The organism is Vibrio sp. Vb1127, assembly GCF_033338735.1.
In the GTDB taxonomy this organism is placed as follows: domain Bacteria; phylum Pseudomonadota; class Gammaproteobacteria; order Enterobacterales; family Vibrionaceae; genus Vibrio; species Vibrio alginolyticus.
The window spans coordinates 64969-90186 of sequence record NZ_JAWOTF010000010.1 but is presented as its reverse complement, the minus strand read 5'-3'; the positions used below and the strand labels follow the sequence as shown (position 1 = coordinate 90186).

General features: G+C 43.4%; 21 protein-coding genes. 11 read left to right on the top strand and 10 right to left on the bottom strand.

Annotated features, from left to right (window positions below):
* Positions 1–363: 363 nt before the first annotated feature.
* Positions 364–2994: a type I DNA topoisomerase gene (topA, locus tag R7H07_RS14890; RefSeq protein WP_005378351.1), complete on the bottom strand. Its 2631-nt coding sequence runs from the start codon at positions 2992–2994 to the stop codon at positions 364–366.
* 434 nt (positions 2995–3428) lie between these two features.
* Between topA and R7H07_RS14885 the strand changes: the two genes are divergently transcribed.
* Positions 3429–3677, top strand: coding sequence for a YciN family protein (locus R7H07_RS14885; protein ID WP_005387884.1), 249 nt, complete (start codon positions 3429–3431; stop codon positions 3675–3677).
* Between the two features lie 63 nt (positions 3678–3740).
* On the opposite strand, the gene aroA is transcribed toward R7H07_RS14885, so the two are convergent.
* On the bottom strand, positions 3741–5021 hold the full coding sequence (gene aroA, locus R7H07_RS14880; RefSeq protein ID WP_017634728.1) for a 3-phosphoshikimate 1-carboxyvinyltransferase: 1281 nt from the start codon (positions 5019–5021) through the stop codon (positions 3741–3743).
* 290 nt (positions 5022–5311) lie between these two features.
* Positions 5312–5788 carry a glycine zipper 2TM domain-containing protein gene (locus R7H07_RS14875; protein WP_005378348.1) on the bottom strand — a complete coding sequence of 159 codons (477 nt, stop codon included), beginning with the start codon at positions 5786–5788 and terminating at the stop codon, positions 5312–5314.
* Positions 5789–5827: 39 nt separating this feature from the next.
* On the opposite strand from R7H07_RS14875, the gene aat reads away from it, so the two are divergent.
* From aat to infA, 3 genes are all read left to right on the top strand, one after another.
* Positions 5828–6535, top strand: coding sequence for a leucyl/phenylalanyl-tRNA--protein transferase (gene aat / locus R7H07_RS14870; protein ID WP_065274302.1), 708 nt, complete (start codon positions 5828–5830; stop codon positions 6533–6535).
* Positions 6532–7233 (top strand): arginyltransferase, encoded by a 702-nt coding sequence (locus R7H07_RS14865; protein ID WP_005378346.1) that lies wholly within the window; start codon positions 6532–6534, stop codon positions 7231–7233. The genes aat and R7H07_RS14865 overlap by 4 nt, the downstream gene beginning before the upstream one ends.
* Before the next feature lie 81 nt (positions 7234–7314).
* Positions 7315–7533: a translation initiation factor IF-1 gene (gene infA / locus R7H07_RS14860; protein ID WP_001040192.1), complete on the top strand. Its 219-nt coding sequence runs from the start codon at positions 7315–7317 to the stop codon at positions 7531–7533.
* A 133-nt stretch (positions 7534–7666) separates the two neighbouring features.
* Here infA and clpA read toward each other — a convergent pair whose 3' ends face one another.
* Together clpA and clpS are read right to left on the bottom strand one after the other, a co-directional pair.
* Positions 7667–9934 (bottom strand): ATP-dependent Clp protease ATP-binding subunit ClpA, encoded by a 2268-nt coding sequence (gene clpA, locus R7H07_RS14855; protein WP_005387879.1) that lies wholly within the window; start codon positions 9932–9934, stop codon positions 7667–7669.
* Between the two features lie 50 nt (positions 9935–9984).
* Positions 9985–10305: an ATP-dependent Clp protease adapter ClpS gene (gene clpS / locus R7H07_RS14850; protein WP_005378419.1), complete on the bottom strand. Its 321-nt coding sequence runs from the start codon at positions 10303–10305 to the stop codon at positions 9985–9987.
* A 704-nt stretch (positions 10306–11009) separates the two neighbouring features.
* On the opposite strand from clpS, the gene cspD reads away from it, so the two are divergent.
* A complete protein-coding gene (gene cspD / locus R7H07_RS14845) occupies positions 11010–11228 on the top strand; it encodes a cold shock domain-containing protein CspD (RefSeq protein ID WP_005378407.1) in 219 nt (72 codons plus the stop codon).
* A gap of 185 nt (positions 11229–11413) precedes the next feature.
* Here cspD and R7H07_RS14840 read toward each other — a convergent pair whose 3' ends face one another.
* Complete coding sequence (locus tag R7H07_RS14840) at positions 11414–13639, bottom strand: NADP-dependent isocitrate dehydrogenase (protein ID WP_005378404.1); 2226 nt, start codon at positions 13637–13639, stop codon at positions 11414–11416.
* 311 nt (positions 13640–13950) lie between these two features.
* Here R7H07_RS14840 and R7H07_RS14835 point away from each other — a divergent pair, with 311 nt between their 5' ends.
* Entirely contained in the window at positions 13951–14652 is a 702-nt protein-coding gene (locus R7H07_RS14835) for a pseudouridine synthase (protein ID WP_017634731.1), read from the top strand.
* A gap of 85 nt (positions 14653–14737) precedes the next feature.
* On the opposite strand, the gene R7H07_RS14830 is transcribed toward R7H07_RS14835, so the two are convergent.
* Both R7H07_RS14830 and R7H07_RS14825 read right to left on the bottom strand, forming a co-directional pair.
* The gene (locus R7H07_RS14830) at positions 14738–15415 is read right to left on the bottom strand and encodes a DUF2057 family protein (protein ID WP_065274300.1); all 678 of its coding nucleotides are present in this window, start codon (positions 15413–15415) and stop codon (positions 14738–14740) included.
* Positions 15416–15491: 76 nt separating this feature from the next.
* Positions 15492–16571, bottom strand: coding sequence for a porin (locus tag R7H07_RS14825; RefSeq protein ID WP_005378424.1), 1080 nt, complete (start codon positions 16569–16571; stop codon positions 15492–15494).
* Between the two features lie 515 nt (positions 16572–17086).
* Here R7H07_RS14825 and dinG point away from each other — a divergent pair.
* From dinG to xthA, 5 genes are all read left to right on the top strand, one after another.
* A complete protein-coding gene (gene dinG / locus R7H07_RS14820; RefSeq protein ID WP_053303240.1) occupies positions 17087–19162 on the top strand; it encodes an ATP-dependent DNA helicase DinG in 2076 nt (691 codons plus the stop codon).
* A gap of 14 nt (positions 19163–19176) precedes the next feature.
* Complete coding sequence (locus R7H07_RS14815; RefSeq protein ID WP_005387866.1) at positions 19177–19962, top strand: sulfite exporter TauE/SafE family protein; 786 nt, start codon at positions 19177–19179, stop codon at positions 19960–19962.
* A complete protein-coding gene (locus R7H07_RS14810) occupies positions 19959–20504 on the top strand; it encodes a primosomal replication protein (protein WP_005378431.1) in 546 nt (181 codons plus the stop codon). The genes R7H07_RS14815 and R7H07_RS14810 overlap by 4 nt, the downstream gene beginning before the upstream one ends.
* Positions 20504–20668 carry a pleiotropic regulatory protein RsmS gene (gene rsmS, locus R7H07_RS14805; protein ID WP_047100850.1) on the top strand — a complete coding sequence of 55 codons (165 nt, stop codon included), beginning with the start codon at positions 20504–20506 and terminating at the stop codon, positions 20666–20668. The genes R7H07_RS14810 and rsmS overlap by 1 nt, the downstream gene beginning before the upstream one ends.
* A gap of 94 nt (positions 20669–20762) precedes the next feature.
* Complete coding sequence (gene xthA, locus R7H07_RS14800) at positions 20763–21569, top strand: exodeoxyribonuclease III (RefSeq protein WP_065274299.1); 807 nt, start codon at positions 20763–20765, stop codon at positions 21567–21569.
* A gap of 93 nt (positions 21570–21662) precedes the next feature.
* Here the strand turns inward: xthA and R7H07_RS14795 are convergent, their stop codons facing one another.
* Together R7H07_RS14795 and R7H07_RS14790 are read right to left on the bottom strand one after the other, a co-directional pair.
* On the bottom strand, positions 21663–24386 hold the full coding sequence (locus R7H07_RS14795; protein ID WP_206959085.1) for an ImpA family metalloprotease: 2724 nt from the start codon (positions 24384–24386) through the stop codon (positions 21663–21665).
* A 154-nt stretch (positions 24387–24540) separates the two neighbouring features.
* The gene (locus R7H07_RS14790) at positions 24541–25218 is read right to left on the bottom strand and encodes an ABC transporter permease (protein ID WP_005378435.1); all 678 of its coding nucleotides are present in this window, start codon (positions 25216–25218) and stop codon (positions 24541–24543) included.

The window sequence follows — 25218 nt, the reverse complement described above, 5'->3', positions numbered from 1 at the left end:
CTAAATTACAATTTTTAATACGCCATTCTGTGTACCATACAGCTCTTGCGTACTCAAGACGATATCTAGATCACACATGGAAAAGCAAACGATTACATTATGAAAACAATTTACGAACGGATTCACTACACCGCCGATTTTTTAGCCCAATGTATAACAAATATGTGAATGCAAAATGAAAGTTACAACGAATATTTTTTACATAAAAAATACGTCAGCGACCAAGAAATATTGATGCTAGAATCTTCTCGCGTCAGCAAAACTCAGTCAAAGCAGCAAAGATCTATACGAACAACACAGTGGCCTTTACGCAAAAAAGGCAGCGATATCGCTGCCTTTTTACATTACTTAGTTCGTACGTTTTTATGCTTTCGCTTTTTTACGCTTATCAGTGACTTCCCACTTGCCGTCAACAAAGAGCGCTGTCCAACCAGATGGTTTGCCATTCTCTTCCGAACGAACGTAGTTCTCTTTTGTTTTGCGACTAAAGCGTACGACTGCAGGACGACCATCAGGATCTTCTTGCGGTGCGGTCGCTAGGTATTTGAACTTCTCAGGTAAACGCTCTTCAAAACGTGCCAGTTCAGCAACCAAAGGAGCACGTGTCTCGCGCGATTTCGGGAAGTTGCTTGCCGCCATAAATAGACCTGAAGCACCATCACGAAGTACGAAATACGCATCTGAGTTTTCACATGGCAACTCGGGGAAATGAACAGGATCTTCTTTCGGGGGCGCGACTTCGCCATTCTTCAAGATCTTACGAGTGTTCTTACACGTTTCGCTCGTACAATCCATGTATTTACCAAAGCGACCGTTCTTAAGCACCATATCAGAGCCACATTTGTCACATTCAACAACTGGACCATCGTAGCCTTTTACTTTGAACTCGCCGTATTCAACAAGGTAGCCTTCACAATTCGGGTTATTACCACAAACATGCATCTTACGCTTGTCATCAATCAGGTATGCGTCCATCGCTGTTTCACAGATCGGACAACGCTTTTTAGCGCGCAGAGCTGCGGTTTCAACGTCTTCTTCTAGAACGTTAATAATACCTTCTTCGTCACCCAAGTTGATGGTTGTCTTACAACGCTCTTTTGGTGGTAACGCGTAACCTGAACAGCCTAAGAACACACCTGTCGAAGCAGTACGGATGCCCATTGGACGGCTACACGTCGGACACTCGATATCCGTCATGACGATGTGATTTAACTTCATACCGCCTTCTGACTCATCTAGCTCCGCTTTTTCAAGATCGCCAGTAAAATCAGCAAAGAAGTTGTCTAACACAGCTTTCCAGTTCACTTCACCTTCAGCGATTTGGTCCAATTTCTGTTCCATACGCGCAGTAAAGTCGTAGTTCATCAAATCGTTAAAGCTGTCATCAAGGCGGTCAGTAACAATTTCACCCATTTTTTCAGCGTAGAAACGGCGCTGATCAACTTTCACGTAGCCACGATCTTGAATCGTAGAAATGATCGATGCGTAAGTCGACGGACGACCAATGCCTCGTTTCTCCAGCTCTTTAACCAGTGCTGCTTCAGTGTAGCGCGCAGGTGGCTTTGTAAAGTGCTGTTTAGGGTCAAGTGACTCTAAGCTTAGCTTATCGCCAAGTTGTACCGCTGGAAGGATTGTATCCTCGTTTTTGCCCATTGGACGCTGTACACGAGTCCAGCCGTCAAATTTAAGGATACGACCTTTCGCTTTAAGCGTGTATTCTGCCGCTTTTACGCTGATGGTTGTTGAATCGTATTCTGCTGGCGTCATTTGACACGCTACAAACTGATTCCAAATCAAAGCGTAAAGTTTGTGCGCATCAGCATCGACACCTTGCAGGTCTTCCGCCTTAACACCCACATTTGAAGGACGGATCGCTTCGTGCGCTTCCTGTGCTCCTTCTTTGCTACCGTACGTCAATGGTTTCGCTGGTAGGTACTTATCACCAAACTCAGAACCAATAAAGTCACGTACAGCGTCCACAGCCTCGGCACTTAGGTTAGTCGAGTCAGTACGCATATAAGTGATGTAACCGGCCTCATAGAGGCGCTGAGCTAGCATCATGGTCTTTTTCACGCCGTAGCCCAGACGTGTACTTGCTGCCTGTTGAAGCGTAGAGGTGATGTAAGGTGCTGAGGGCTTGCTCTTTGTAGGGCGGTCTTCACGCTTACATACTTCGTAACTTGCATTCTCAAGTACAGACATCGCTGCTTTGGTTTCTGCCTCATTAACTGGCTTAAACGCAGAACCGTCTTTCTGAGCAACAAGCAGTTTAAAGTCCGCTTTGTCTTTCGTTTTCGTATTCGCATGAATGTCCCAGAACTCTTCTGGTACAAACGCGTTAATCTCACGCTCACGCTCAACTAACAGTTTCACCGCAACAGACTGCACTCGACCAGCAGATAAGCCACGAGCCACTTTTTTCCAAAGTAGAGGTGAAACCATAAAACCAACGACACGGTCCATGAAGCGACGTGCTTGTTGGGCATTTACACCATCCATGTTCAGCTCACCAGGTGTCTGGAAAGCTTGTTGGATCGCGTTTTTCGTAATTTCGTTAAAAACTACACGTTTGTATCGCTCTTCATCGCCACCGATGATCTCACGAAGGTGCCATGCGATTGCTTCCCCTTCGCGGTCCAAATCGGTTGCGAGATAAACGCAATCTGCGTCTTTGGCGAGTTTTTGTAGTTCGTTGACAACTTTTTCTTTGCCTGGAAGGATTTGGTAATTCGCTTCCCAGTCATGATATGGGTTAATCCCCATTTTTTTGATCAACGCTTTGCGGTCTTTCTCTTTTTTAACGCGCGCTTTCTCTTCCGGACTCATCCCTTTAGTTGAGATGGCTGCGGCTTTTTTCTCACCAGTGCTTTGACCGGCCGTAGGCAGATCACGCACATGACCAACACTAGACTTAACAATAAAGTCTTTACCAAGGTACTTATTTATCGTCTTTGCCTTGGCTGGTGACTCCACTATAACGAGTGATTTACCCATAACTGACTCTAACGTCCTTCATAATAATGCGGGTAGAAACCTTATTTAAAGGCCACCCGCATAATGTTCTATTTCATTGCTTCTTTTTTTACTATTGTGCGAGATGAAAAGAAGATCAACTGCTTTTTTGAAATTCAGATCCGATTGGTTGACAATTCATCGTCTTTATACTTCAAAGAGACAGGGTTCTGAAAGGTATTGAGCGGCATATCTAAACAGGCAAACTTAGCATCCGCTAATCCAATGCAATAAATTTTGTTACCCATCACAAAATAGTTTGGTTCAATGCTCTGCCATCTTCCTCCACATCATACTTATACTCTAAAAATTGATCTGTTTAGTCTTACTGAACGATTGACTGAATTAATCATGCAAACCCATTTTAGTTGTAGGTATACTCAGCGCTCTTAACTGAATAGAATGGTAGAAAGAATATGTCTGATAGAACGTTTATCGAAGAGTTCGACCTTCTTTTGATCGCTAACCAAATCATCCAAGAGCACGATGATTACATCGAGGGAATGCGAGCAACAAGCGTAGAAGAAAAAGAAGGTGTTTTAGTTTTTAAAGGTGAATACTTCCTTGATGACAAAGGTTTACCAACTTCAAATACGACTGCAGTATTCAATATGTTCAAATACTTAGCGCATCACCTTTCTAAGGAATTTACGCTGGTTAAATAGTATTGGGAAACAAAAAAGCCAGAGTGTTATTCACTCTGGCTTTCCGGTTTCAGGTCAGAATATTTAGCAGCTTAAAGCCTTAAGTTTGTCGAAGTAGTCAGGGAACGTTTTCGACGTACACTTTGGATCGTTAATCGTCACAGGCGTATCACTAAGTGCCACCAGCGAAAAACACATCGCCATTCGATGATCATCGTAAGTATCAATCGCAGCATGCTTTAACTGAGAGACAGGTTTGACGATGATGTAGTCTTCCCCTTCTTCCACTTCCGCACCAACTTTACGTAACTCAGTCGCCATAGCTGACAAACGGTCTGTTTCTTTTACACGCCAGTTATAAACGTTACGAATAGCGGTAGTGCCTTCGGCAAATAACGCTGTTGTCGCGATGGTCATTGCAGCATCAGGGATATGGTTGTAATCCATATCAATGCCTTTTAATTGACCAACACGTGAAATTACGTAGTCATCACCCCATTCAATTTCTGCACCCATTTTTTCAAGCGCATCAGCAAATTGAATATCACCTTGAATGCTGTTTTTACCGATACCCGTGACTTTAACTTCTCCGCCTTTGATGGCTGCCGCCGCCAAGAAGTAAGAAGCAGAAGACGCGTCACCTTCAACCAAGAAATCACCTGGAGCGATGTATTGCTGACCGGCTGGGATCACAAACTCTTGATAGTCGTTGTTGATCACATCGACTCCAAACTGCTTCATGATATGCAGGGTGATATCGATATAAGGCTTAGAAACCAAATCGCCTTCGATGTTGATGCGAATTTCACCTTCAGCCAATGGCGCAGACATTAAGAAAGCGGTCAAGAACTGACTTGAAATGGACCCATCGATAGAAACTGTACCTGCTTTTAGGCCAGTACCAATTATTTTGAGAGGCGGAAAGTTCTCGTTTTCCATGTACTCAACGTTCGCACCAGCATCTTTCAGTGCCGTGACAAGGTGACCAATTGGACGCTCTTTCATACGAGGTTCGCCCGTCAGTACATACTCCCCTTCTCCAAGACAAAGAGCCGCAGCTAATGGTCGCATCGCAGTGCCAGCATTGCCGAGAAATAACTCTACCGGCTCTGAGACAGAAAACGGACGCCCAAGGCCGTCAACGAGACATTCTGTTTTATCTTCGGAAAGTTGGTATTGAACGCCTAGTTTAGTCAGCGCATTCAGCATATGACGAATATCATCACTGTCGAGGAGATTAGTAAGGCGAGTTCTGCCTTTAGCAAGAGCAGCAAGTAAAAGAGCTCGATTAGAAACACTTTTAGAGCCAGGAAGGTTCACTTCCCCTTGAATTTTATTGATAGGTTGTAACGTTAGGCTTTCCATTAAAAGTTGATAATCCTTTGTGCCCTCAACATACGATTTTTTATGAGGGCTAAACAATTCTTCGTGAATTCAGACTACCCAAAAAAACACGACAAAACCAGAGTAAATCGGCGCTAATTTATGAATATCCTCAAGCAGCCTAAAGATACAGAATTAAAGGCATTGCCAGAGATGTAAATCAGAGCGAAAGAAGCACGGCGAAACAGCAAACTATTTCGACTTTATTTGACGATAAGCCAGCCCGACTGTACATGCCTGATTAGGCTTCGTTAGACTAAAACAACCTAGGGTTAATAAGTGATATCAACCCTGACTCCATCATCAAAATATAAAATACGAACTTCATCCCCTCGACTAAATAACATATTTTTATCAACATCTTGGATGACATTAATTAGCTTATCACCCTTCACTTTGATGAGTAGCTCAACTAACTTATATTCAACCGTGTATTGGTAATTACTTTGGTTTTGAGCAACTGCGGCACCTGCAAGCGCACCCACTGCCGTCGCGACTTCTCTTCCCGTACCGCCACCAAATTGATTACCGACTAAACCACCGATAGTGGCACCAAGTAGTGTCTTCCAACCGTTACTTTTCGATTGAACAACCTCTTGTTGAGTAATATAACGGACAGAGTCAATCTTCCCGTAAACTACTTCATTAACTGGCTTGGCAACATTTCTTTCATAGGCTGCGTTGGCGACAAGTGGTAAAAACAGTATGATCCCAAGCCATACTTTTACGATATTTCTTAACCAGGTCATCATAAACTCCTCTGACTCCAATGTTGGTAACGACTTCTTATGGCTATTTATTTAACTGAACTCGATGAAACGTTCAACTTTCCCTCACCCTATAAAGCACTCAGCGACCCCAATGGTTTGCTGGCTTTTGGTGGTGACTTAAACCCCATGAGAATCCTCAATGGTTACTATCAAGGCATTTTCCCTTGGTATGGTCCTGGTGAACCTATTTTATGGTGGAGCCCTTCTCCGCGCGCTGTGTTTGACCCATTGCAGTTTAAGCCATCTAAAAGTCTCAAAAAATTTCAGCGTAAACATAACTATAAAGTAACACTCAATTTCGCGACAGAAGAAGTGATTAGACTATGTTCTTCAACACGCCCTGCAGAGGAAACATGGCTCAACGAGGAAATGCAAACTTCCTACATTGAGTTAGCCAAACTTGGTCACTGTCACTCTGTAGAAGTATGGCATGACACCAACCTGATTGGCGGACTATATGGCATCTGCGTGGGCCAACTTTTTTGCGGAGAGTCGATGTTTAGTCTAAAAGATAACGCATCCAAAATTGCATTGTGGTACTTATGCAACCATTTGGCGTCAAAGCAAGGTCAATTAATAGATTGCCAAGTTATGAATTCTCACTTGGCATCACTTGGCGCATTTGAACTTGAGCGTGACGAATTTATGCAAAAACTACTATCTTTAAGAGAAAAGCAAACACTATTTGATGCCTATCAGCCCCAAGTTTTGCAGGATTCAGTATGAGTACGGATATACAACATATTCGAATAGGGTTGACGAATAATCACCCTTGTAGTTATTTGCCTGAACGGCAAGAGCGGGTTGCGGTGGCGCTTGATGAAAGGCTGCATACTGAAGAAAATTACCAGTTGCTCATGGCTAACGGTTTTCGTCGTAGCGGAGATACCATATATAAACCGCATTGCGAGCATTGCACCGCTTGCCAGCCAATTCGAGTCTCGATTCCAGACGTTAGACTATCAAAAAGTCAGAAGAGGCTGCTTAATAAAGCACAGTCTTTACGCTGGGAAATGAAACCTGAAATGGATGAGGAATGGTTTGAGCTTTACAGTCGGTACATCTGCAAACGGCATAAAAACGGCACTATGTACCCACCAAAGCGTGATGAGTTTGCTCGATTTGCTCAAACCAGCTGGCTGACAACGTCGTTTTTACACATTTACGATGAATCAGATCAATTGCTCGCCATTGCAGTGACAGATTTGATGCCACAATGCTCGAGTGCTTTTTATACTTTCTTTGACCCTGACTACGAGTTATCTCTTGGGACATTAGCGGTGCTTTATCAAATTAAATACTGCCAAGAAAACAAACAACAGTGGCTATATTTGGGATATCAGATTGATGAGTGCCCAGCAATGAGCTACAAAACACGCTTTCAACGCCACCAAAGGCTAGTAAATCAGCGTTGGCGAGGGTAGAATACGCCTCAACTTTACATAATTACTATTTAGCGGCAGAATATAGCCCGCTAATATTGCCTAATTTCTAAAGAGGATTAAATGGCTAAAGAAGACGTAATCGAGATGCAAGGCACAGTCCTTGACACTCTACCAAACACTATGTTCCGTGTTGAACTTGAAAACGGTCACGTTGTGACTGCTCACATCTCTGGCAAGATGCGTAAGAACTACATCCGTATCCTAACGGGTGACAAAGTAACTGTAGAGATGACTCCATACGACCTGTCAAAAGGCCGCATCGTCTTCCGCGCTCGTTAATCTCTGATTTTCGGATGCAATAAAAAACGGAGCAAGCTGCTCCGTTTTTTATTGCACAATTTTTTCCGATTTAGTTCAGATAACAAAGCGCACGATCTTCTCGTGCGCTTTTGCGTTTGTTACCGACTAACGATTAATGCATCGCTGTCTCTTTCTCACTTAAGTATTCAAACTCAAGCGTATCGTTGACCAGCGTTACTTTCACTGTACCGCCGTCAACTAAAGATCCAAACAACAGTTCGTTAGCCAAAGGCTTCTTAAGCTGTTCTTGGATAACACGCCCCATTGGGCGAGCCCCCATAGCTTTGTCATAACCTTTATGTGCTAACCAATGGCGAGCGTCTTGAGATACTTCCATTGAAACGCCTCTCGCATCAAGTTGCACTTGCAGTTCAACAATGAACTTATCAACCACTTGATGGATAACGCTTTCATCAAGGCTGTTAAACCAGATGATGTTATCAAGACGGTTACGGAACTCAGGAGTAAACACCTTCTTAATTTCCGCCATTGCATCGTGACTGTTGTCTTGTTGAATCAAACCAATTGATTTCTTCTCGGTTTCCGCCACACCTGCGTTAGTTGTCATAACAAGAATGACATTTCGGAAGTCTGCTTTGCGACCATTGTTGTCCGTTAGCGTACCGTTATCCATGACTTGCAACAACAGGTTAAAGATATCAGGGTGCGCTTTTTCAATCTCATCAAGTAATACGACTGAGTGTGGGTGCTTAATAACAGCATCGGTTAGCAAACCACCTTGGTCATAACCGACATAACCAGGAGGCGCACCAATTAAGCGACTTACGGAGTGACGCTCACCATACTCAGACATATCAAAACGAAGTAGCTCGATACCTAGAAGCTTAGATAACTGCACCGTCACCTCTGTTTTACCAACCCCTGTTGGGCCTGCAAACAAGAATGAACCAACAGGTTTGTTGTCTACACCTAAACCTGCACGTGTCAGCTTGATCGCCTCGGACAATGCATCAATCGCATTATCTTGACCAAATACCAACATCTTCATTTTGCTATCTAAGTTTTTCAAAATGTCTTTATCTGAAGAAGAAACCGACTTCTCTGGAATTCGCGCCATTTTGGCAACCATTGATTCGATATCAGCCACTCCGACCGTTTTTTTACGACGGCTTGCAGGAGCAAGACGACTACGCGCACCAGCTTCATCAATGACATCAATAGCCTTATCTGGTAGATGGCGTTCATTAATGTATTTAGCCGACAGTTCTACCGCGGCACGCAGTGCTTTATTGGTATAACGTACTTCATGGTGAGCTTCGTACTTCGGCTTCAAGCCCATCAAGATTTTAGTTGTATCATCCAATGAAGGCTCTACAACGTCTATCTTTTGGAAACGGCGAGACAACGCACGCTCTTTCTCGAAAATGTTGCTGTATTCTTGGTATGTCGTCGAACCAATACAACGCAACTTACCACTACTTAAAAGAGGCTTAATAAGATTTGCTGCATCGACTTGACCACCAGATGCCGCGCCTGCACCGATGATGGTATGTATTTCATCGATGAACAAAATGGCATCTTCTTCTTTTTCAAGTTGTTTCAAAATCGCCTTGAAGCGCTTTTCAAAATCACCGCGATATTTGGTACCAGCGAGCAAAGAGCCAATATCTAGTGAATAAATCACGCTGTTTTGAATGACCTCAGGGACCTGCCCTTCAACAATTCTCCATGCAAGACCTTCCGCAATGGCTGTTTTACCAACCCCTGCCTCACCCACTAGTAGGGGATTATTCTTGCGGCGTCGACAAAGTACCTGAATAGTGCGCTCTAACTCTTTATCACGTCCAATGAGTGGGTCGATGTTTCCATCTTTAGCGACTTGATTAAGATTCGTCGCAAAACTTTCTAAGCGTTCTTCAGAATTAGGCTCTTCAACACTTTCTGAGCTAAACGAGTCTGATGATGAATCCTCACCTGCACCTGATGCTTTAGTAATACCGTGGGAGATGAAGTTAACAATATCTAATCGGGAGATGTCATTTTTCTTCAGAAGGTAAGCGGCATGCGACTCTTGCTCACTGAAGATAGCAACAAGCACGTTGGCGCCTGTTACTTCATTACGACCAGACGACTGTACATGAAAGACGGCGCGTTGTAGTACACGTTGAAAACTCAAAGTCGGCTGCGTTTCACGCGTCTCATCACTATCTGGGATAAGAGGCGTAGTTTGATCGATGAAAATATCGAGTTCGTTGCGTAAAGCGTCAAGATCCGCCTTACAAGCTAGAAGGGCTTCCTTAGCTGCATCATTTTCCAACAATGCAAGTAGGAGGTGTTCGACAGTCATAAACTCGTGGCGTTTATCTCGCGCCCGAGCAAATGCACCGTTAAGGCTTGACTCTAGTTCTTTATTTAGCATAAGTACCTCCCGAAAAAACAACTGGGGTTGTTCGAGCAAGTCTTCTTTGTTTACGCTTGCTCCATAGTGCAAAGTAGCGGATGTTCATTTTCCCTTGCGTACATCGTAACTTGCGCTACTTTTGTTTCGGCAATTTCTGCGCTGTATGTGCCGCAAATTGCCTTTCCTTCATAGTGGACCTGAAGCATGATTTGAGTTGCTTTATCAATATCATGTGAGAAAAATCGCTCAAGCACCTCTATGACGAAATCCATAGGTGTATAGTCATCATTATTGAGTACGACATTGTACAGCTTAGGTGGCTGGACTTTCGTACTTTCTCGCTCCAGAAGATCAGAGTCCGGAGTGACCCATTCAAAATTTTTACTCATGGCAATCTAAAGATATCGTATCAAAGGGTTGATGTTTTCGACCTATAAAAACAATCTACCACAAGCGTGCAGCGCGGTGTAGTGAGTTATGGCACCGAATTCGATCTTTGATCGATAAAAGTTGCTACCTAATATAGAGACTAATGCACGTCTTGATACGGCGCAAATAAAAGATGCTTGTCGATAAGTTACACATTTTTTCTTATAAAAGAACTTTCTATTTATTGCTTTCGGACTATTGCAAACCACCCCATCATCTTCTATCTGGATCACACTTCCTCATTGAGAATACGGTAATTATCACGAAAACTTCATTTTTTATTCAGTCAGAGGATTCTTCTCCCATAAGCAACACGGACAGTATGGCTTTTTCAGTATGAGCCACTTCATAGGCAAATTGACTAAACTTCTGCGTATATACGAAAAACTGTTTGCAAATTTGTTAATCTCAAAAGTGATTTGTTTTCAATTATGTTTCTGTTTGTTGCTCACTGCTATTGACTGTCGAAATTCATTGACTACAGTGGAAAGTGTCGATGCATAAATCATCATTTTGAAACCTCTCTTCTTTAAGTGGTTTGATGAATGTGACTTATCATTGATTTGACGTTTGTTGGCATTCGCTGACAATGGTAGTACCAAGTTAAAGGTATAACTTGGTTGCAGTAACAACATCAGTAAAAAATGCATGAGGGATGTAAAGCATGGCTACAGGTACAGTAAAGTGGTTTAACAATGCCAAAGGATTTGGGTTTATTTGTTCAGATGAAGAAGAGGGAGATATCTTTGCCCACTACTCAACTATCCAGATGGACGGTTATCGTACACTGAAAGCAGGCCAACAAGTCTCTTACGAGATTGAAAAAGGTCCCAAAGGCTGTCACGCGAGTAGCGTCGTGCCTCTTGAAGGCCAAGCCAAATAATTAGAGCGCTGTCGAAATATAAAAATATTGCTCTCGAAACGCCACGTTGATGTTTTGAAGAGAAAAATAAACCCGCCAAGATAGCGGGTTTCTTACTATTTAGAGCACGTGTTACAAAAGGAACACTTACAACGCACTTACAGGATAGGAAACACGCCGAAAACGACGTGTTTTTTAACACTAACTTACTTGTTAATGATTGCGTTAAAGGTTTCGCTTGGACGCATCAATTTAGAAACCAATGCATCGTCTAGTAAGTAGTAACCTCCTAGCTCACCTTTCACGCCTTGCGCATTATTTAGCTCAGCAACGATCGTTTCTTCCTGCTCTGACAGCGCTTTTGCAATTGGTGCAAATTCAGCAGCAAGATCCGCATCATCCGTTTGCTCTGAAAGCGCTTTCGCCCAGTAAAGTGCAAGATAGAAGTGGCTTCCACGGTTATCTAGCTCACCCACTTTGCGTGACGGAGATTTGTTGGTGTCTAAAAACTCACCGGTCGCTTTATCTAGTGTATCTGCTAGAACCTGAGCCTTAGGATTGTTTGTCGCTACACTTAAATGCTCTAACGAAGCTGCAAGAGCTAGGAACTCGCCCAAAGAATCCCAACGAAGGTGATTCTCTTTTTCTACTTGTTGAACGTGCTTAGGAGCAGAACCACCAGCGCCTGTTTCAAATAGGCCACCACCATTCATCAATGGAACAATAGATAGCATCTTAGCAGACGTACCTAACTCTAGAATTGGGAACAAGTCTGTTAGGTAGTCACGAAGAACATTACCTGTAACAGAGATAGTATCTAGGCCCGCTTTCATACGCTCTAGTGAGTACTTACAAGCTTCAACAGGAGATAGGATCTTAATCTCTAGACCGTCAGTATCGTGATCTGGTAGGTAGGCGTTTACTTTCTTGATGAGCTCAGCATCGTGCGCGCGGTTTTCATCTAGCCAGAATACAGCTGGAACACCTGTTGCACGTGCGCGAGTCACTGCTAGTTTAACCCAATCTTGGATTGGTGCGTCTTTAACCTGACACATACGGAAGATATCACCTTCTTCAACCGCTTGCTCTAACAGTACGTTACCTGAAGCATCAACAACGCGAACAGTACCCGCAGCGTCTAGAATGAATGTCTTGTCATGAGAACCATACTCTTCTGCTTTCTGAGCCATTAGGCCGACGTTAGGTACGCTCCCCATAGTGGTTGGGTCAAATGCGCCGTGCTCTTTACAGAAATCAATAACCGCTTGGTAAATACCTGCGTAGCTACGATCTGGAATCATCGCTTTGGTGTCTTTTTGTTTACCATCTGGTCCCCACATTTGACCCGAAGAGCGAAGCATTGCTGGCATAGAAGCATCTACAATAATGTCACTTGGTACATGTAAGTTTGTGATACCACGATCAGAGTCAACCATCGCAAGTTCTGGTTGAGTTTGGTAAACCGCTTGAATGGCCGCTTCAATTTCTGCTTTTTGCGCTTCAGGTAGAGACTCAATTTTTGAGTAAACATCACCGATGCCATTGTTTACATCAACGCCTAGCTCTTCAAACAGCTTACCGTACTTATCGAAAACGTCTTTGTAGTAAACTTTTACTGCATGACCGAAAATGACAGGGTCAGACACTTTCATCATCGTCGCTTTCATATGAAGAGACAGCAGCACGTCTTGTGCTTTCGCTTCAGCAATCTCTTTCTCGAAAAATTCAACCAACGCCTTCTTCTTCATTACTGAAGTATCAATGACTTCTTTATCTAGTAATGGGAACGCAGACTTAAGCTCTTTAACTGTACCATCATTACCGACAAACTCGATTTTGACCTCTGTTGCACCAGAGATAGTTGTAGACTTTTCGCTACCAAAGAAGTCATTGTCTGACATGCTCGCAACATGGGACTTAGATTCTGCTGACCATGCACCCATTGAGTGTGGGTTTTTCTTCGCGTAGTTCTTAACCGAAGTCGGAGCACGACGGTCTGAGTTACCTTCACGAAGTACTGGGTTAACCGCACTACCTTTGATTTTGTCGTAAGCCGCTTTAATCGCTTTCTCTTCGTACGTGCTCGGCTCTTCTGGGTAGTTTGGTAAATCGTAACCTTTCGCCTGAAGCTCTTTAATCGCCGCTTTAAGCTGAGGAACTGAAGCTGAAATGTTAGGTAGCTTGATGATATTTGCTTCTGGAGTTTGAGCTAGTTCACCAAGCTCAGTCAACGCATCGCCAATGCGCTGTTCTTCTTTTAGATGCTCTGGGAAGTTAGCGATAATTCGACCTGCTAGTGAAATATCACGAGTATCTACATTGATGCCAGACGATGCTGTGAATGATTGAATGATTGGTAGTAATGAATAAGTTGCTAGCGCCGGCGCTTCATCAGTGATGGTGTAGATAATTGTAGGTTTTTCTGTAGGCATGAAATTTCCCTATTTTTTAATCAACTTGTTGGCTGATCAACTCAGCGTCTGAGTTGGTTTAATTGACGCATTGCTGCGCGTTAGCAGTACATGTCTCCTCACTAACGCCACATGCGGTTCGCACTCTTTGTTGTAGTTTGAAGCTCTAAGCTCTGAATCCATGAGTGCACTGATATAATTAAACAAATAACACGAATTAGTCTATCATTCTGTGCGCGTTTGTTAGTTTTAGGCGCGCAAATCATATCCGATCATGAGAAAACTTAAAACTTTCAAACACAGTTCATTTACATTTTTGCAGGGTAGTTAACATGTCATCTCGTACAGGTCAGGAAAAAGGTCGCAGTCGTAACCAGTCTAAAACGGGCCATTTTAAACACTCAGGAGCTCGCAATGGCTCGAAGACTCGTACTCAGCAAGACCGCCGCCCTAATCGCCCAACAAAAAGCCAAAAGCCAAAAGTGGCCCCTAAAGATCGTAAAGTCATTATTTTCAATAAGCCTTACGATACGCTCAGTCAATTTACCGATGGCGATGGTCGCAAAACGTTAGCGGACTATATCCCAATCAAAAATGTCTATGCGGCTGGCCGATTGGACCGAGACAGCGAAGGTTTGATGGTACTCACTAACGATGGCATCTTGCAGGCGAAGCTAACGCAGCCAAAGTCAAAATCGCCGAAGACTTATTGGGTTCAAGTTGATGGCGCTCCTCAGGAGCAAGATCTTGAAAAATTGAGAAAGGGAGTAGAGCTAAAAGATGGTATGACTCTACCAGCCGAAGTTGAAGTTATTCCAAAACCACAAGTCTGGGACAGAACGCCTCCGGTTCGTTTTCGCGCAAATATCCCTACCACTTGGTTAGCCATTACCATTATTGAAGGAAGAAATCGTCAGGTGCGTCGCATGACTGCGCACATTGGCTTCCCTACTTTGCGCCTCATTCGTCATTCGATGGGTGATATCGTCCTTAACGACCTAATGCCTGGTGAATGGAGAGAAATCTCTCTCTAATAAGCAGAAAAGATAAAAGCAGGCTTAAAGCCTGCTTTTTAGATTCGTACTTTTTCAGTTAAGCCCTATCTAATGAACTAAGGGATTACTGCTCAGCAAGCCAGTTTTTAAAGGCCTCTTTTTCCGCCGGAGACGCTTTCTGGTACATCGTCTTTAATACATCAACCATTGGGCTGTCGTTCGATGCGGCTGTTGAACGGGTATCACTAGTCTCAACTCGAGGCTCGATATCACTTACTGATTGTTGATGCTGATTCACAGTTACATAACTAACGGCAACACTCGCGATACCGCCAGCAATGTTGTAGTTACGAGATTCTTGAGGGTAATTACGACCAATTTGAACACCATCTGACTCTAATACATCTTCGACCAAAGCAATAGGTTGGCCTTTGGTATCCAGTAATTGCCAATCTAGAGGCGAGATGTTGTTTTGCGCTTGGCGAAGAGTTTTAAACTCTGGCAGCTCAAACGTTAGCTTTTCGTTTTCAGCATCAAATTTAGCAACGATTACATCACTGTAAACCGTCTTAAGGTTTTCGTTTGTTTCAAAAGCAGGTTGATATTTGAAGACAATTTGATTCGTTCCGTCAGGTAGATCGATTGTCTTCTCACTAGAAAAAAGACCACCTTCTAGATCTGGCTTCTCCATGTTGACGGCCAATAACTTCACGTCTTCTGGAACCACTAAAGTCGTTGCAGCGTAGAGGTTTGTACTGGCAAAAATAGACAGTGCCATTGCCACTTTTAATGATAACTGCATAGAATTTTTCATCCTTATCTTCATAGTAAAAGACCCAGCATATAGCTGGGTCTTACAATATCAAACTGGGTATTGATTACCAGTAGAAACGAGCACCAACACCGAAGTTAGTTGCGTCGTCTGTGTCTTTGTTGTCGAAGTCAGTACCTTCGAAAGTGTAACCCGCTTCTGCGAATACACGTGCCCATTTAGAGAACTTGTATTCAACACCAGCGTAGAACCAAGAAGAGTCTGCGTCTACTTTACCTGCTTCGTCAGTAGACTGAGCTAGGTACTCGTAACCAGAGTATAGAGTTGTTTTAGGAGCAACAGCGAACATACCAGCTACAACGATGTAGTGTGAATCAACTGTTGATTTACCTAGCTTATCTTCGTTTTCGTTGTAGTAGTACGTAGCACCTAGAGTGTGCTCGTTTAGTGCGTACTCAGCAGTTACTTCAAAAGATAGGTTTTCGTTATCAGTACGCTCTGTGTGAGAAACTGTTTGCTCTACACCATTAAGAACTAGTTTTTTCTCTTTAGTTACGTTGATGTCGTTGTTCGCAGTAAGTACACCAGCGTGTAGAGATAGGTCGTTGAAAGATTTACCAACGAATACTTCTAGTACTTCTTCGTTAGAATCTTTTTCGCCTAGCGCGTAACCAGCTTTTAGCCAGAATGCGTCATTTTCGTAAGCGTATTTGATTTGAGAATCGTTGTTCCAAGCGTGACCGTATGCAGTTTCCGCTGCGTTACCACCGAAGAAGTAAGAGTAATCTGCGAAGTATACGTCATCCGCCCAAGTACCTTCTTTACCGAAGCGAAGAGTACCCATATCACCCATATCAAAGCCGATGATGTGGCGACGTACGTATACAGAGTCATCTGTACGCTCGCTTGAATCAGCACCTGCGTCGTAGTTGTCACCTAGAGCAACACCGATTTCAACTTCACCCAGAACTTTTAGGCTTTCGTCAACAACGTAAACCGCGTTCACACCAGTACGAGAAGAGCTAGTGTTTAGCTCTGCTGTGTGATCAGTTTTTTCTGTGAATAGAAGAGTTGGACGTAGCTGACCGTAGAAATCTACAGAACCTTCTTCAGATTTGAATACTTCAGCTGCGTTCACTGAAGTTGCAGACGCAACTACAGCTAGTGCTAATAGAGTTTTTTTCATAATTAATCCACTGCCTTTTCTTAGTTCGGGATATCCTTGTCCGGTTCCCTTTTTTTATATGTTTGAGGTAGAGCGTTAACAAAACGTTATACAGCACCTCCTCAAAATCTGGAGCTAAGAGTGCAAAAGATTATTCTGGCTGTCAAATTTTCTAAACACCAATGTAAAAAAAACAAAATACCATTATAAAACAATAACTTGATAAGTTTACCTTTATTTATTCGACGAACATCTAACCAATCTCCATTATTATTTGTAATTTACAAAATTATTAACAAATGGTTTTTTAATCCAATAAGTAAATTTAAAAAAACAAAAAAAAGAATAAAAACCCACAAATAAGACCAAGTTGGAGTTTTATATTTTTCATATAATGAAATTAATTTCATTAAGATAAGGTTCAATATTTTTTTGTGAAGGAGATCTACATTCCTTATAAAAGCATTCCGTTTTGTGAACTACTGTACAACTAGTGATGTGTGCTACTATTCGCCTCCAACGCATTTGAGGCCCGTATGCTGACCAGTAACATTCAAAAATCGATTCGTAATAGCTATCAAAACCTTCAAGATCAACTTGATAACTTTGTGCCTAGAAGAGCACAAAACTACCTTGTTGCAGAGATTGCAAAAACGCTGTGCGGTCAGTATCACAAATCTAACCGAATACTCGTTGCAGAAGCAGGGACTGGAATTGGTAAATCGCTCTCTTATCTAATGGCGACCATTCCCGTGGCTGTACATAACAATAGGAAAGTGGTTATCTCAACGGCGACCGTCGCTCTGCAAGAGCAGCTCATAAATAAAGACCTCCCTCTTTTTCGTCGGATTACCGACCGAGAGTTTTCTTTTATTTTGGCAAAAGGCCGTCAACGCTATTGTTGTGCAGAAAAGCTCGCCACTGCTAGCGGTGCTGATGGTGGCCAGTTAGCCATGTTTGAAACCAAACCTAAGCAAAAAGATATAGAGCTGTTAGAAACAATGCATCGCTCTCTTGCGCAAGGTAAATGGGACGGTGACCGTGATTCTTGGCCTAAACCCATCGACGATAAGCTTTGGCAACTGATTGTCAGTGATAAACACAGTTGCAATAACAGTTTACCAGGCCACCGCGGCTGCCCATTCCAAAAAGCGCGCTCAGAGTTGGATAAAAACGATGTCATCATTGCTAACCACTCTCTCGTCATGGCAGACGCAGATTTAGGTGGCGGCGTGATTTTACCTGAGCCAGAAAATACAATATACGTCTTCGACGAGGCACATCACTTACCTCACGTCGCTCGTGACCATGCTTCAGCATCTGCGAGTTTAAAAGGCGCGGCAGCATGGCTTGAGAAGTTAAATCAGTCGATTAGTAAGTTTTCATCACTCGCAGACGAGAAACGCGTAGCTCGATTTCGCAACGACCTTCAAGACGCGGTTCAGAACTTGATACCGGCACTGACTCAATTGCCCAAACAGTTCGACCCAGCTCAATTTGAAGAGGGTATCTACCGCTTCGAACACGGTGAACTACCTGAGTGGCTAGAGAACCAATCCAAAGAACTAAAACAGTTCAGTAAAAAAGCAAATCAGAGCGTGGCAAAAATTGCCGACCTTATTGCGGAAAGAGTAAAAGACGGGGAGCTTGCGACAAGGTTGGCTGAACCAGCGCTTGCAGAGCTCGGTTTCTACATTCAAAGGTTAGAAAACCTAGCGCAAGTATGGCATTTAATGGCTGAACCAACTCGTGAAAAAGGTGCGCCTTTAGCTCGCTGGTTAGAAACCCACCCCGATCGCGAGGGTGATTTCATTGTGAGTGTTTCGCCACTTGAAATTGGATGGCAACTCGATCAACAGATTTGGAGCAGATGTATTGGCGCCATTTTGGTTTCCGCAACGATGCGTGCATTAAACTCTTTCCATTACTTTTGCCATCAGGTTGGTATTGATGGAAAACCAGAATCAGGCACTCAGTTTTTAGCGCTTGCGTCACCATTCGATTACCAAAACCAGGCAGAATTACTCATCCCTGCGATGAAATATGAACCACCAGCGCCTCAATTTACTGAATATCTTATTGAGATCTTGCCTAAGTACTTGGAAGACAAGAAAGCCAACTTAGTATTATTCTCATCCTATTGGCAGATGAACCAAGTCGCGAAGGCACTCTCTTCGGAGTTCATAAAAAAAGGCTGGGCGTTGCAAGTTCAAGGTGAAAGCTCACGTCAGGAAATTCTAAAAAAACATAAAAAGTTAATAGAATCAAATAAAACCAGCATCTTATTTGGTACTGGCAGTTTCTCTGAGGGGCTAGACTTACCTGGCGAATTACTTGAAAACTTGGTGATTACAAAAATTCCATTTGGCGTTCCAACCTCCCCTGTTGAGCAGGCTCATTCCGAATACATTGAGAAAAAAGGAGGAAACCCGTTTATGCAAATAACTGTACCAGACGCAAGCAAAAAGCTGATCCAGAGCGTAGGTCGCTTACTGCGTAAAGAGAGAGATTCTGGTAGAGTAACGATTCTTGATCGACGCCTAGTCACTAAGCGATACGGACAAGCCTTAATCGACTCACTACCTCCATTTAAACGTAAAATAGAATATTAGAAGAATCACCATTTATGGAAATGATTGAGCCAACCATGCTGTTGGTGTTGGCGCTTGTCGCTTTTGTCGCAGGATTTATTGATGCAGTTGCCGGTGGTGGTGGCATGCTTACCGTACCTGCTCTACTTTCGCTAGGCTTGCCGCCTCATATTGCACTAGGCACCAATAAACTTGCCGCTACCTTTGCTTCTTCTACTGCAGCATTTACGTACTACAAAAAACGTCTATTCAAACCTCAATGCTGGAGGCGTGCATTCGTGGCAACACTCGTCGGAGCGACATTAGGTACGCTATTTGTAGATGCGATTAGTACGGATTGGCTGGAAAAAGGATTGCCGCTTGTTATTTTGGCAGCAGCGTTGTATACCGTTTTTCATAAAACACCCCACTCTGCTCATCAAAGTCCAATACCCGAGCCTTGCCCAAAACTTCATAAAAAACAGTACATGCAAGGCTTATCCATAGGATTCTACGACGGACTCGCAGGGCCTGGAACTGGGGCTTTTTGGACAGTAAGTTCAATGGCGCTGTACCGGCTGAATATCTTGCTCGCCTCTGGGTTAGCAAAAGCAATGAACTTTACCAGTAACTTTACCTCTTTGATCACTTTTGCATTCCTCGGACACATCAACTGGGTGCTAGGCTTAACAATGGGAGTATGTTTAATGGCTGGTGCTTTTGTTGGCGCGCACTCCGCTATTAGATTTGGTTCTAAATTCATTCGTCCTGTATTTGTTACTGTCGTCAGCATACTAGCCATTAAATTGGCTTATGACGCATGGTTTGTAGGTTTGTCATGAACATTTCTCAACTCCAGGAAAATCTAGAACAAATGGCGAAGCAAGCCGCTGTTCTTGACCGTCAAAGAGGCGAACATCATGTTCCGCTTTTTGATGAGCGTTTATTTGGTTGCCGCTCTCGCTTACTTACTCCTTGCGTAAAAGAAGCAAAAGCCACGCTGGATGCGATTGTGCGTGAGCAAAATGAAGGTAAGCTCACCGCTTTGCGTGCTGAGTACCTCACTGAACGGTTAGTGGCGCAAATCGGTGCGATTCAACGCGAGATTTCTACCACTAAAATTCGTAAGAATGAAATCAAACATAGCAGCCATTTCCGTAAGCCTATCAACGTGCTTTATCAGGAGCTCGCTCAACACCAAGAGTGGGCAAGACGCTTGCGCGAGATGGTGTTAGAAAAAGAACGTGCTGTCGAAAGCGCTCCTAGTTTTATGCGTGCCGACGCTCAAAAAGTATTACTAGCAACCGAGCAACGTTTAGCGCGTTGTGAAGCAGCACTTCTTAAGCTAGAGAACCAAATTACACATAGGGAAAAACATCAATAATGGCTGACCAACCAACCTCGCCTTTAGATGACGCACCTGAAGAGATCAAACTGGCTGTCGATTTAATCTATTTGCTTGAGAGCAATGAGATAGATCCAGAAATTGCGCTTAACGCTTTAAAGATCGTGCAAAACGACTTAGAAAACAAATTAAAAGCAAAGTAGCTCAGAGCGTTTCACTCCTTTCACCGAGACTCATTTTCAGTGCTCTTACACAATGATACTATTCATAAAAAGTACGCCCCCAAAAGGATAAATAATGAAAGTAATCAGCTTTAACATCAATGGACTACGTGCGCGACTGCACCAACTCCAAGCGCTAATCGACAAACACCAACCTGATGTGATTGGTCTTCAGGAAATTAAAGTTCACGATGAAGCATTCCCGATTGAAGCTGTCGAAGCCATGGGCTACAAAGTGTATTTTCATGGTCAAAAAGCACATTACGGCGTAGCAATGCTTTGTAAGCAAGAGCCTCTACACGTACAAAAAGGGTTCCCGACGGATAACGAAGAACATCAAAAGCGCATGATCATGGCAACGTTTTTAAATGAAAACGGCGAAAAGGTCACTGTGCTAAACGGCTATTTCCCTCAAGGGGATAACATCAGCCACGAAACCAAATTCCCATACAAGCGCCAATTCTATAAAGATCTGATGACCTACCTAAACGATCATCACAATAACGACGAGCAATTAATTGTTATGGGTGACATCAACATCAGCCCTATTGATGCAGATATCGGTATCGGCGAACCAAACCGTAAACGTTGGCTAAAAACAGGTAAATGTTCATTCCAACCTGAAGAGCGCGAATGGTTGAAAACCTTACTAGACTGGGGCTTTGTGGACACCTTCCGTAAGCTATACCCAGAGGTGAACGATCAATTTTCGTGGTTTGACTACCGTTCTCGCGGTTTTGATGATAACCGTGGCCTACGAATTGATGTCATTTTGGCAACCCCTTCTCTAGCGAAAAAGTGTATTGAATCTGGTATCGACTATGAGCTTCGTGGTATCGAGAAGCCTTCAGATCACGCACCAATCTGGTCGACATTTAAGTAATATATTGCAAAGCTATAAGCGAGACTCAACGCTAAGCTTAGTCCAATAAAAAGGGAGACTCAGTCTCCCTTTTTCATACAAATTACCATTTAATCACTGATTCAGCGGCCAAACTGTTTGACCATCAATAGTTATCGGTGTTTGAGCAAATTCGTTCAGACAGTAGCCTGTATTACTACTTGCAAAGTAAGTGAGCGGCATCGACGGTAGATTCAGCGCCACAACCTGCTGTTTCGCTTTTTCTGTGAACGAGAACCCCCACATATCGAGATAGTTAGTCATATCTCGCTGAGAAATGTAGCTCAGAGCAATAAGCAACCAGTCGTTGTTCGAGATGCTATTTGCTTCTTCCCGAGAGTAGTTGGCGAAACCAATACTCAATCGTCTCTCATCCCAAAGCGCATCGTCCGATTTTAAGCGGTTAAACTCACGTTCAATCAGGTGCAAGCGCGCCAATAAATGCCAACCATTTTTAAGCACACCTTCATGCTGCGCCGCCATCATCATTTGAATGTAAACACGAGCGCCCCAACTCCAACTGGTTTGATTTTGCGCTGCCATGTATGCGTTTGGATCCGCTTGAGTTCGGCTAGCTTGCAATAATTCAAACTGGCCTTTGAAATCCAAGCTTTGGCAGGTTGAAACTTTCCCCGTATTCTGGAAGAAACGAGACTTACTGTAATACGAGTAGTAATTGGTCGTTGAATGCCCTTCCCAGCCTGAAAATCGGAATCGACCTTTTTCTAAACCATGACCAAGCTCATGTAAATCACCGTGACCGAGTGGGCTGAATGACCAGTAAGCATCGTATGGGTTACCAGAACAGCCGTAACCACACGTCGCTTGGTCAGCGTTCATATGCTTCACCATATCAATATTGGCGATTTCCCAACCTTGATTTTTGGCATACTGGATAATTTCCGGAACCTCATCGATCCCCGGCCCTTGGAAACCAGCCAAGACATGTGGGTAGTTATGAACATACTCTTCTGTCGCTAGCGCCATTTCAGCTGGTGTCGACCACATCTCATCGTTGACAGATTCAAGCATTTTGTCACGTTTAGAGTGTACCTCAAATCCAGGCGTGATCAGTTCAGCCCAATCGAACAAATTCGCTTCAAGCTCCTGAATAAACGCATCGTTATCCTTTTCACTTCTCCATACAGGGTGTTGCGCTACATGGCTAAATGTTAGAGCTACTGGCACATCATTATTGTTAAAGTGAACCTGGATAGGCCCGCCATAAGGTGAAGTCAGCGTGATGGTTTCACCCGGCTTCACCTCATAGGCGAAAGAAGTCAGCATTTTTGGTCGCGTGTATCCATCTTTGCTGAACTCATGAGTTGCGCCACTTCTTAAACTGTTGATGACAATTTTAGTCGTCACTTCATTACTGTCATTGCGCGTGACCGTAAAGGTCTCCCCAGGAAGCGCATACACACCAGCAGAGCGGAAATTACGCTTTGATTCCATATTAATAGTTGCGCTGATTCTCTTTACTTCAGGGCTAAACTCACTACGGCTGAAGTTCCCCATATTTGGTTGTTTTGGGTTTACGCTTCGGCTGTTGTATTGCACGTAATCGGCAAAGTACGACTTTAGGAATTCGGTCGTTTGGGTTGACTGTTTGTCCATTGGGAAGACAACCGTTTGACGATAATGATCAGCCAGCAATACCATGAGTTTTTCGTATTGGTAGCCGTCTTGATTAAACAAATCTACTTTTTGTTCATCAAGCTTTTTCAACCGATGGCGAATACTGTTTGCCCCTGCATAAAATTGACTTTCCATATTCGCAGTGTCAGGACAAGATTTGTCCTCACACTGTGACAAGTCAACATTGAAGTTTTGAGATTCAAAACGAGACAACAGCGCTTGTTGCGTAGCAACAGAGTCTGGCACGAAGTTCATGAGTGATGAAGGCGCCCAATCAACCAAGCCTAACTTACGCCAATAGTTATCTCCCACATAATCAACATGGAATTTTTCCAAAATGTCTCGGCCAAGTTCAGTTAGTCCTCCATCCCAATGCAGGTATAGAACAGGAATTTGGGCTTGCTCAGCGTATGCCAGAGCATCGAGTACTTGTTGGTTGGTGTCGCCAGATTGCAGATGCTGTGACAAGATCAATAAGTTTGGAGTATTGGTTTGCAAGCAGCTAAGTAGCTTCGAACCATCGCATAGGTTGGCCTCGTTAAACGCCAACTCTTGTAAAACATTGTCTTTCAGCCAATTCCGAGTCGCTTGCTCATCCGGAAAGTAATAAGACTGGTCCATTTGCGCGATGACGACGTTTGAAGTAACTCCGCCCGACAACCAAGTGACCAGATTACTTAACCATTTCGTCATCGCTGCGTTGGAAGAGTCGGGAAAACGTTGTGCCGTTCTAAATGGGTTACTCCCTAATAGTGCGTAACGTTGACCATTAGACTTTTCCCCGGCAACGCCAATTGACATAGCTTGATCTTTGTAACCGCTTACCATGGCCTTATTGGTCATCAAGATGGTGTCGTTGAAGCCATACTTAGGTGCCAAGATCGCGGCATCATGGGTTGGATCCCAATAAAGACCTGAAAGGTTTTTCGCAATTGCAGATTTGATCGTATTCGACTGCATCTTGTGAGCTTCCACAACCTGACGACTTTCACGAATGAAATCGCTCGGGTCAGAAACGAGCAGTGCATTACCAGTTTCAAGAGCTTGTTGAACTGGAGCTGGCGTTGGTTTTACTTGAGCATTAGGTTGTGATTCTCCCTCTCCCCCACCACATCCTGTGGCTAAGGCGGCAATGCCCAACGATAGAATTGTTTTTTTCATTTTTACTTACTAAACAATGAGTTTACCGAATGTTAATGTAAGTTAATGAATAATAAGAAAGAGTCTTTTACATCGGCTGGAAAAATAGGAATGAAGATAACAAAATTATCAAAAGCAATAGCACCCATTCCGGTGCTATTGCCTCTATTGATAATTAGCTTAAAGGACGCAGATAAGCTAAGAAACGCTTCTCTGCCACTTTGAAACACCACAAGATCATAAACGTCAGTGCCATGTAGAACAGCCCCGCCGTCAGGAAAGACTCAAATGGTGCATAGTAGCGCGAGTTAACTAGACGCGCAGCACCAGTTAAATCCATGATGGTAACGATGCCCGCGACTGCACTTCCGTGCAGCATAAATATGACCTCGTTTGAATAAGCTGGTAATGCTCGACGCAATGCACTCGGCAAGATAATACGTCTGTATGTCATAAACTTACTCATGCCATAGGCTTTCGCAGCTTCCACCTCACCTTTCGGCAAACCATTAATCGCACCACGAATAATTTCTGCGGTGTAAGCCGATGTATTAAGAATAAAAGCGACCAAAGCACAGAACCAAGCGTTCTCCCACAAGGTATCTTTCACAGGGAAAAACTGATCCATGCCGTAGTAAATCAAATACAGCTGAACCAATAGCGGCGTTCCACGGAAAAAGTAAATGAATCCCCAAGAAGGTAAGCTTAGAGCGTAATTGGTACTATTGCGTGCCACGGCTAATGGGATAGAGACACACAAGCCAATAACTAACGCTAATCCCACTAACCAAACTGTTGTCCAAAGTCCCTGAAGATAAGTTGGAAAGCTTTCAATAATCAAAGAAAAGTCCAT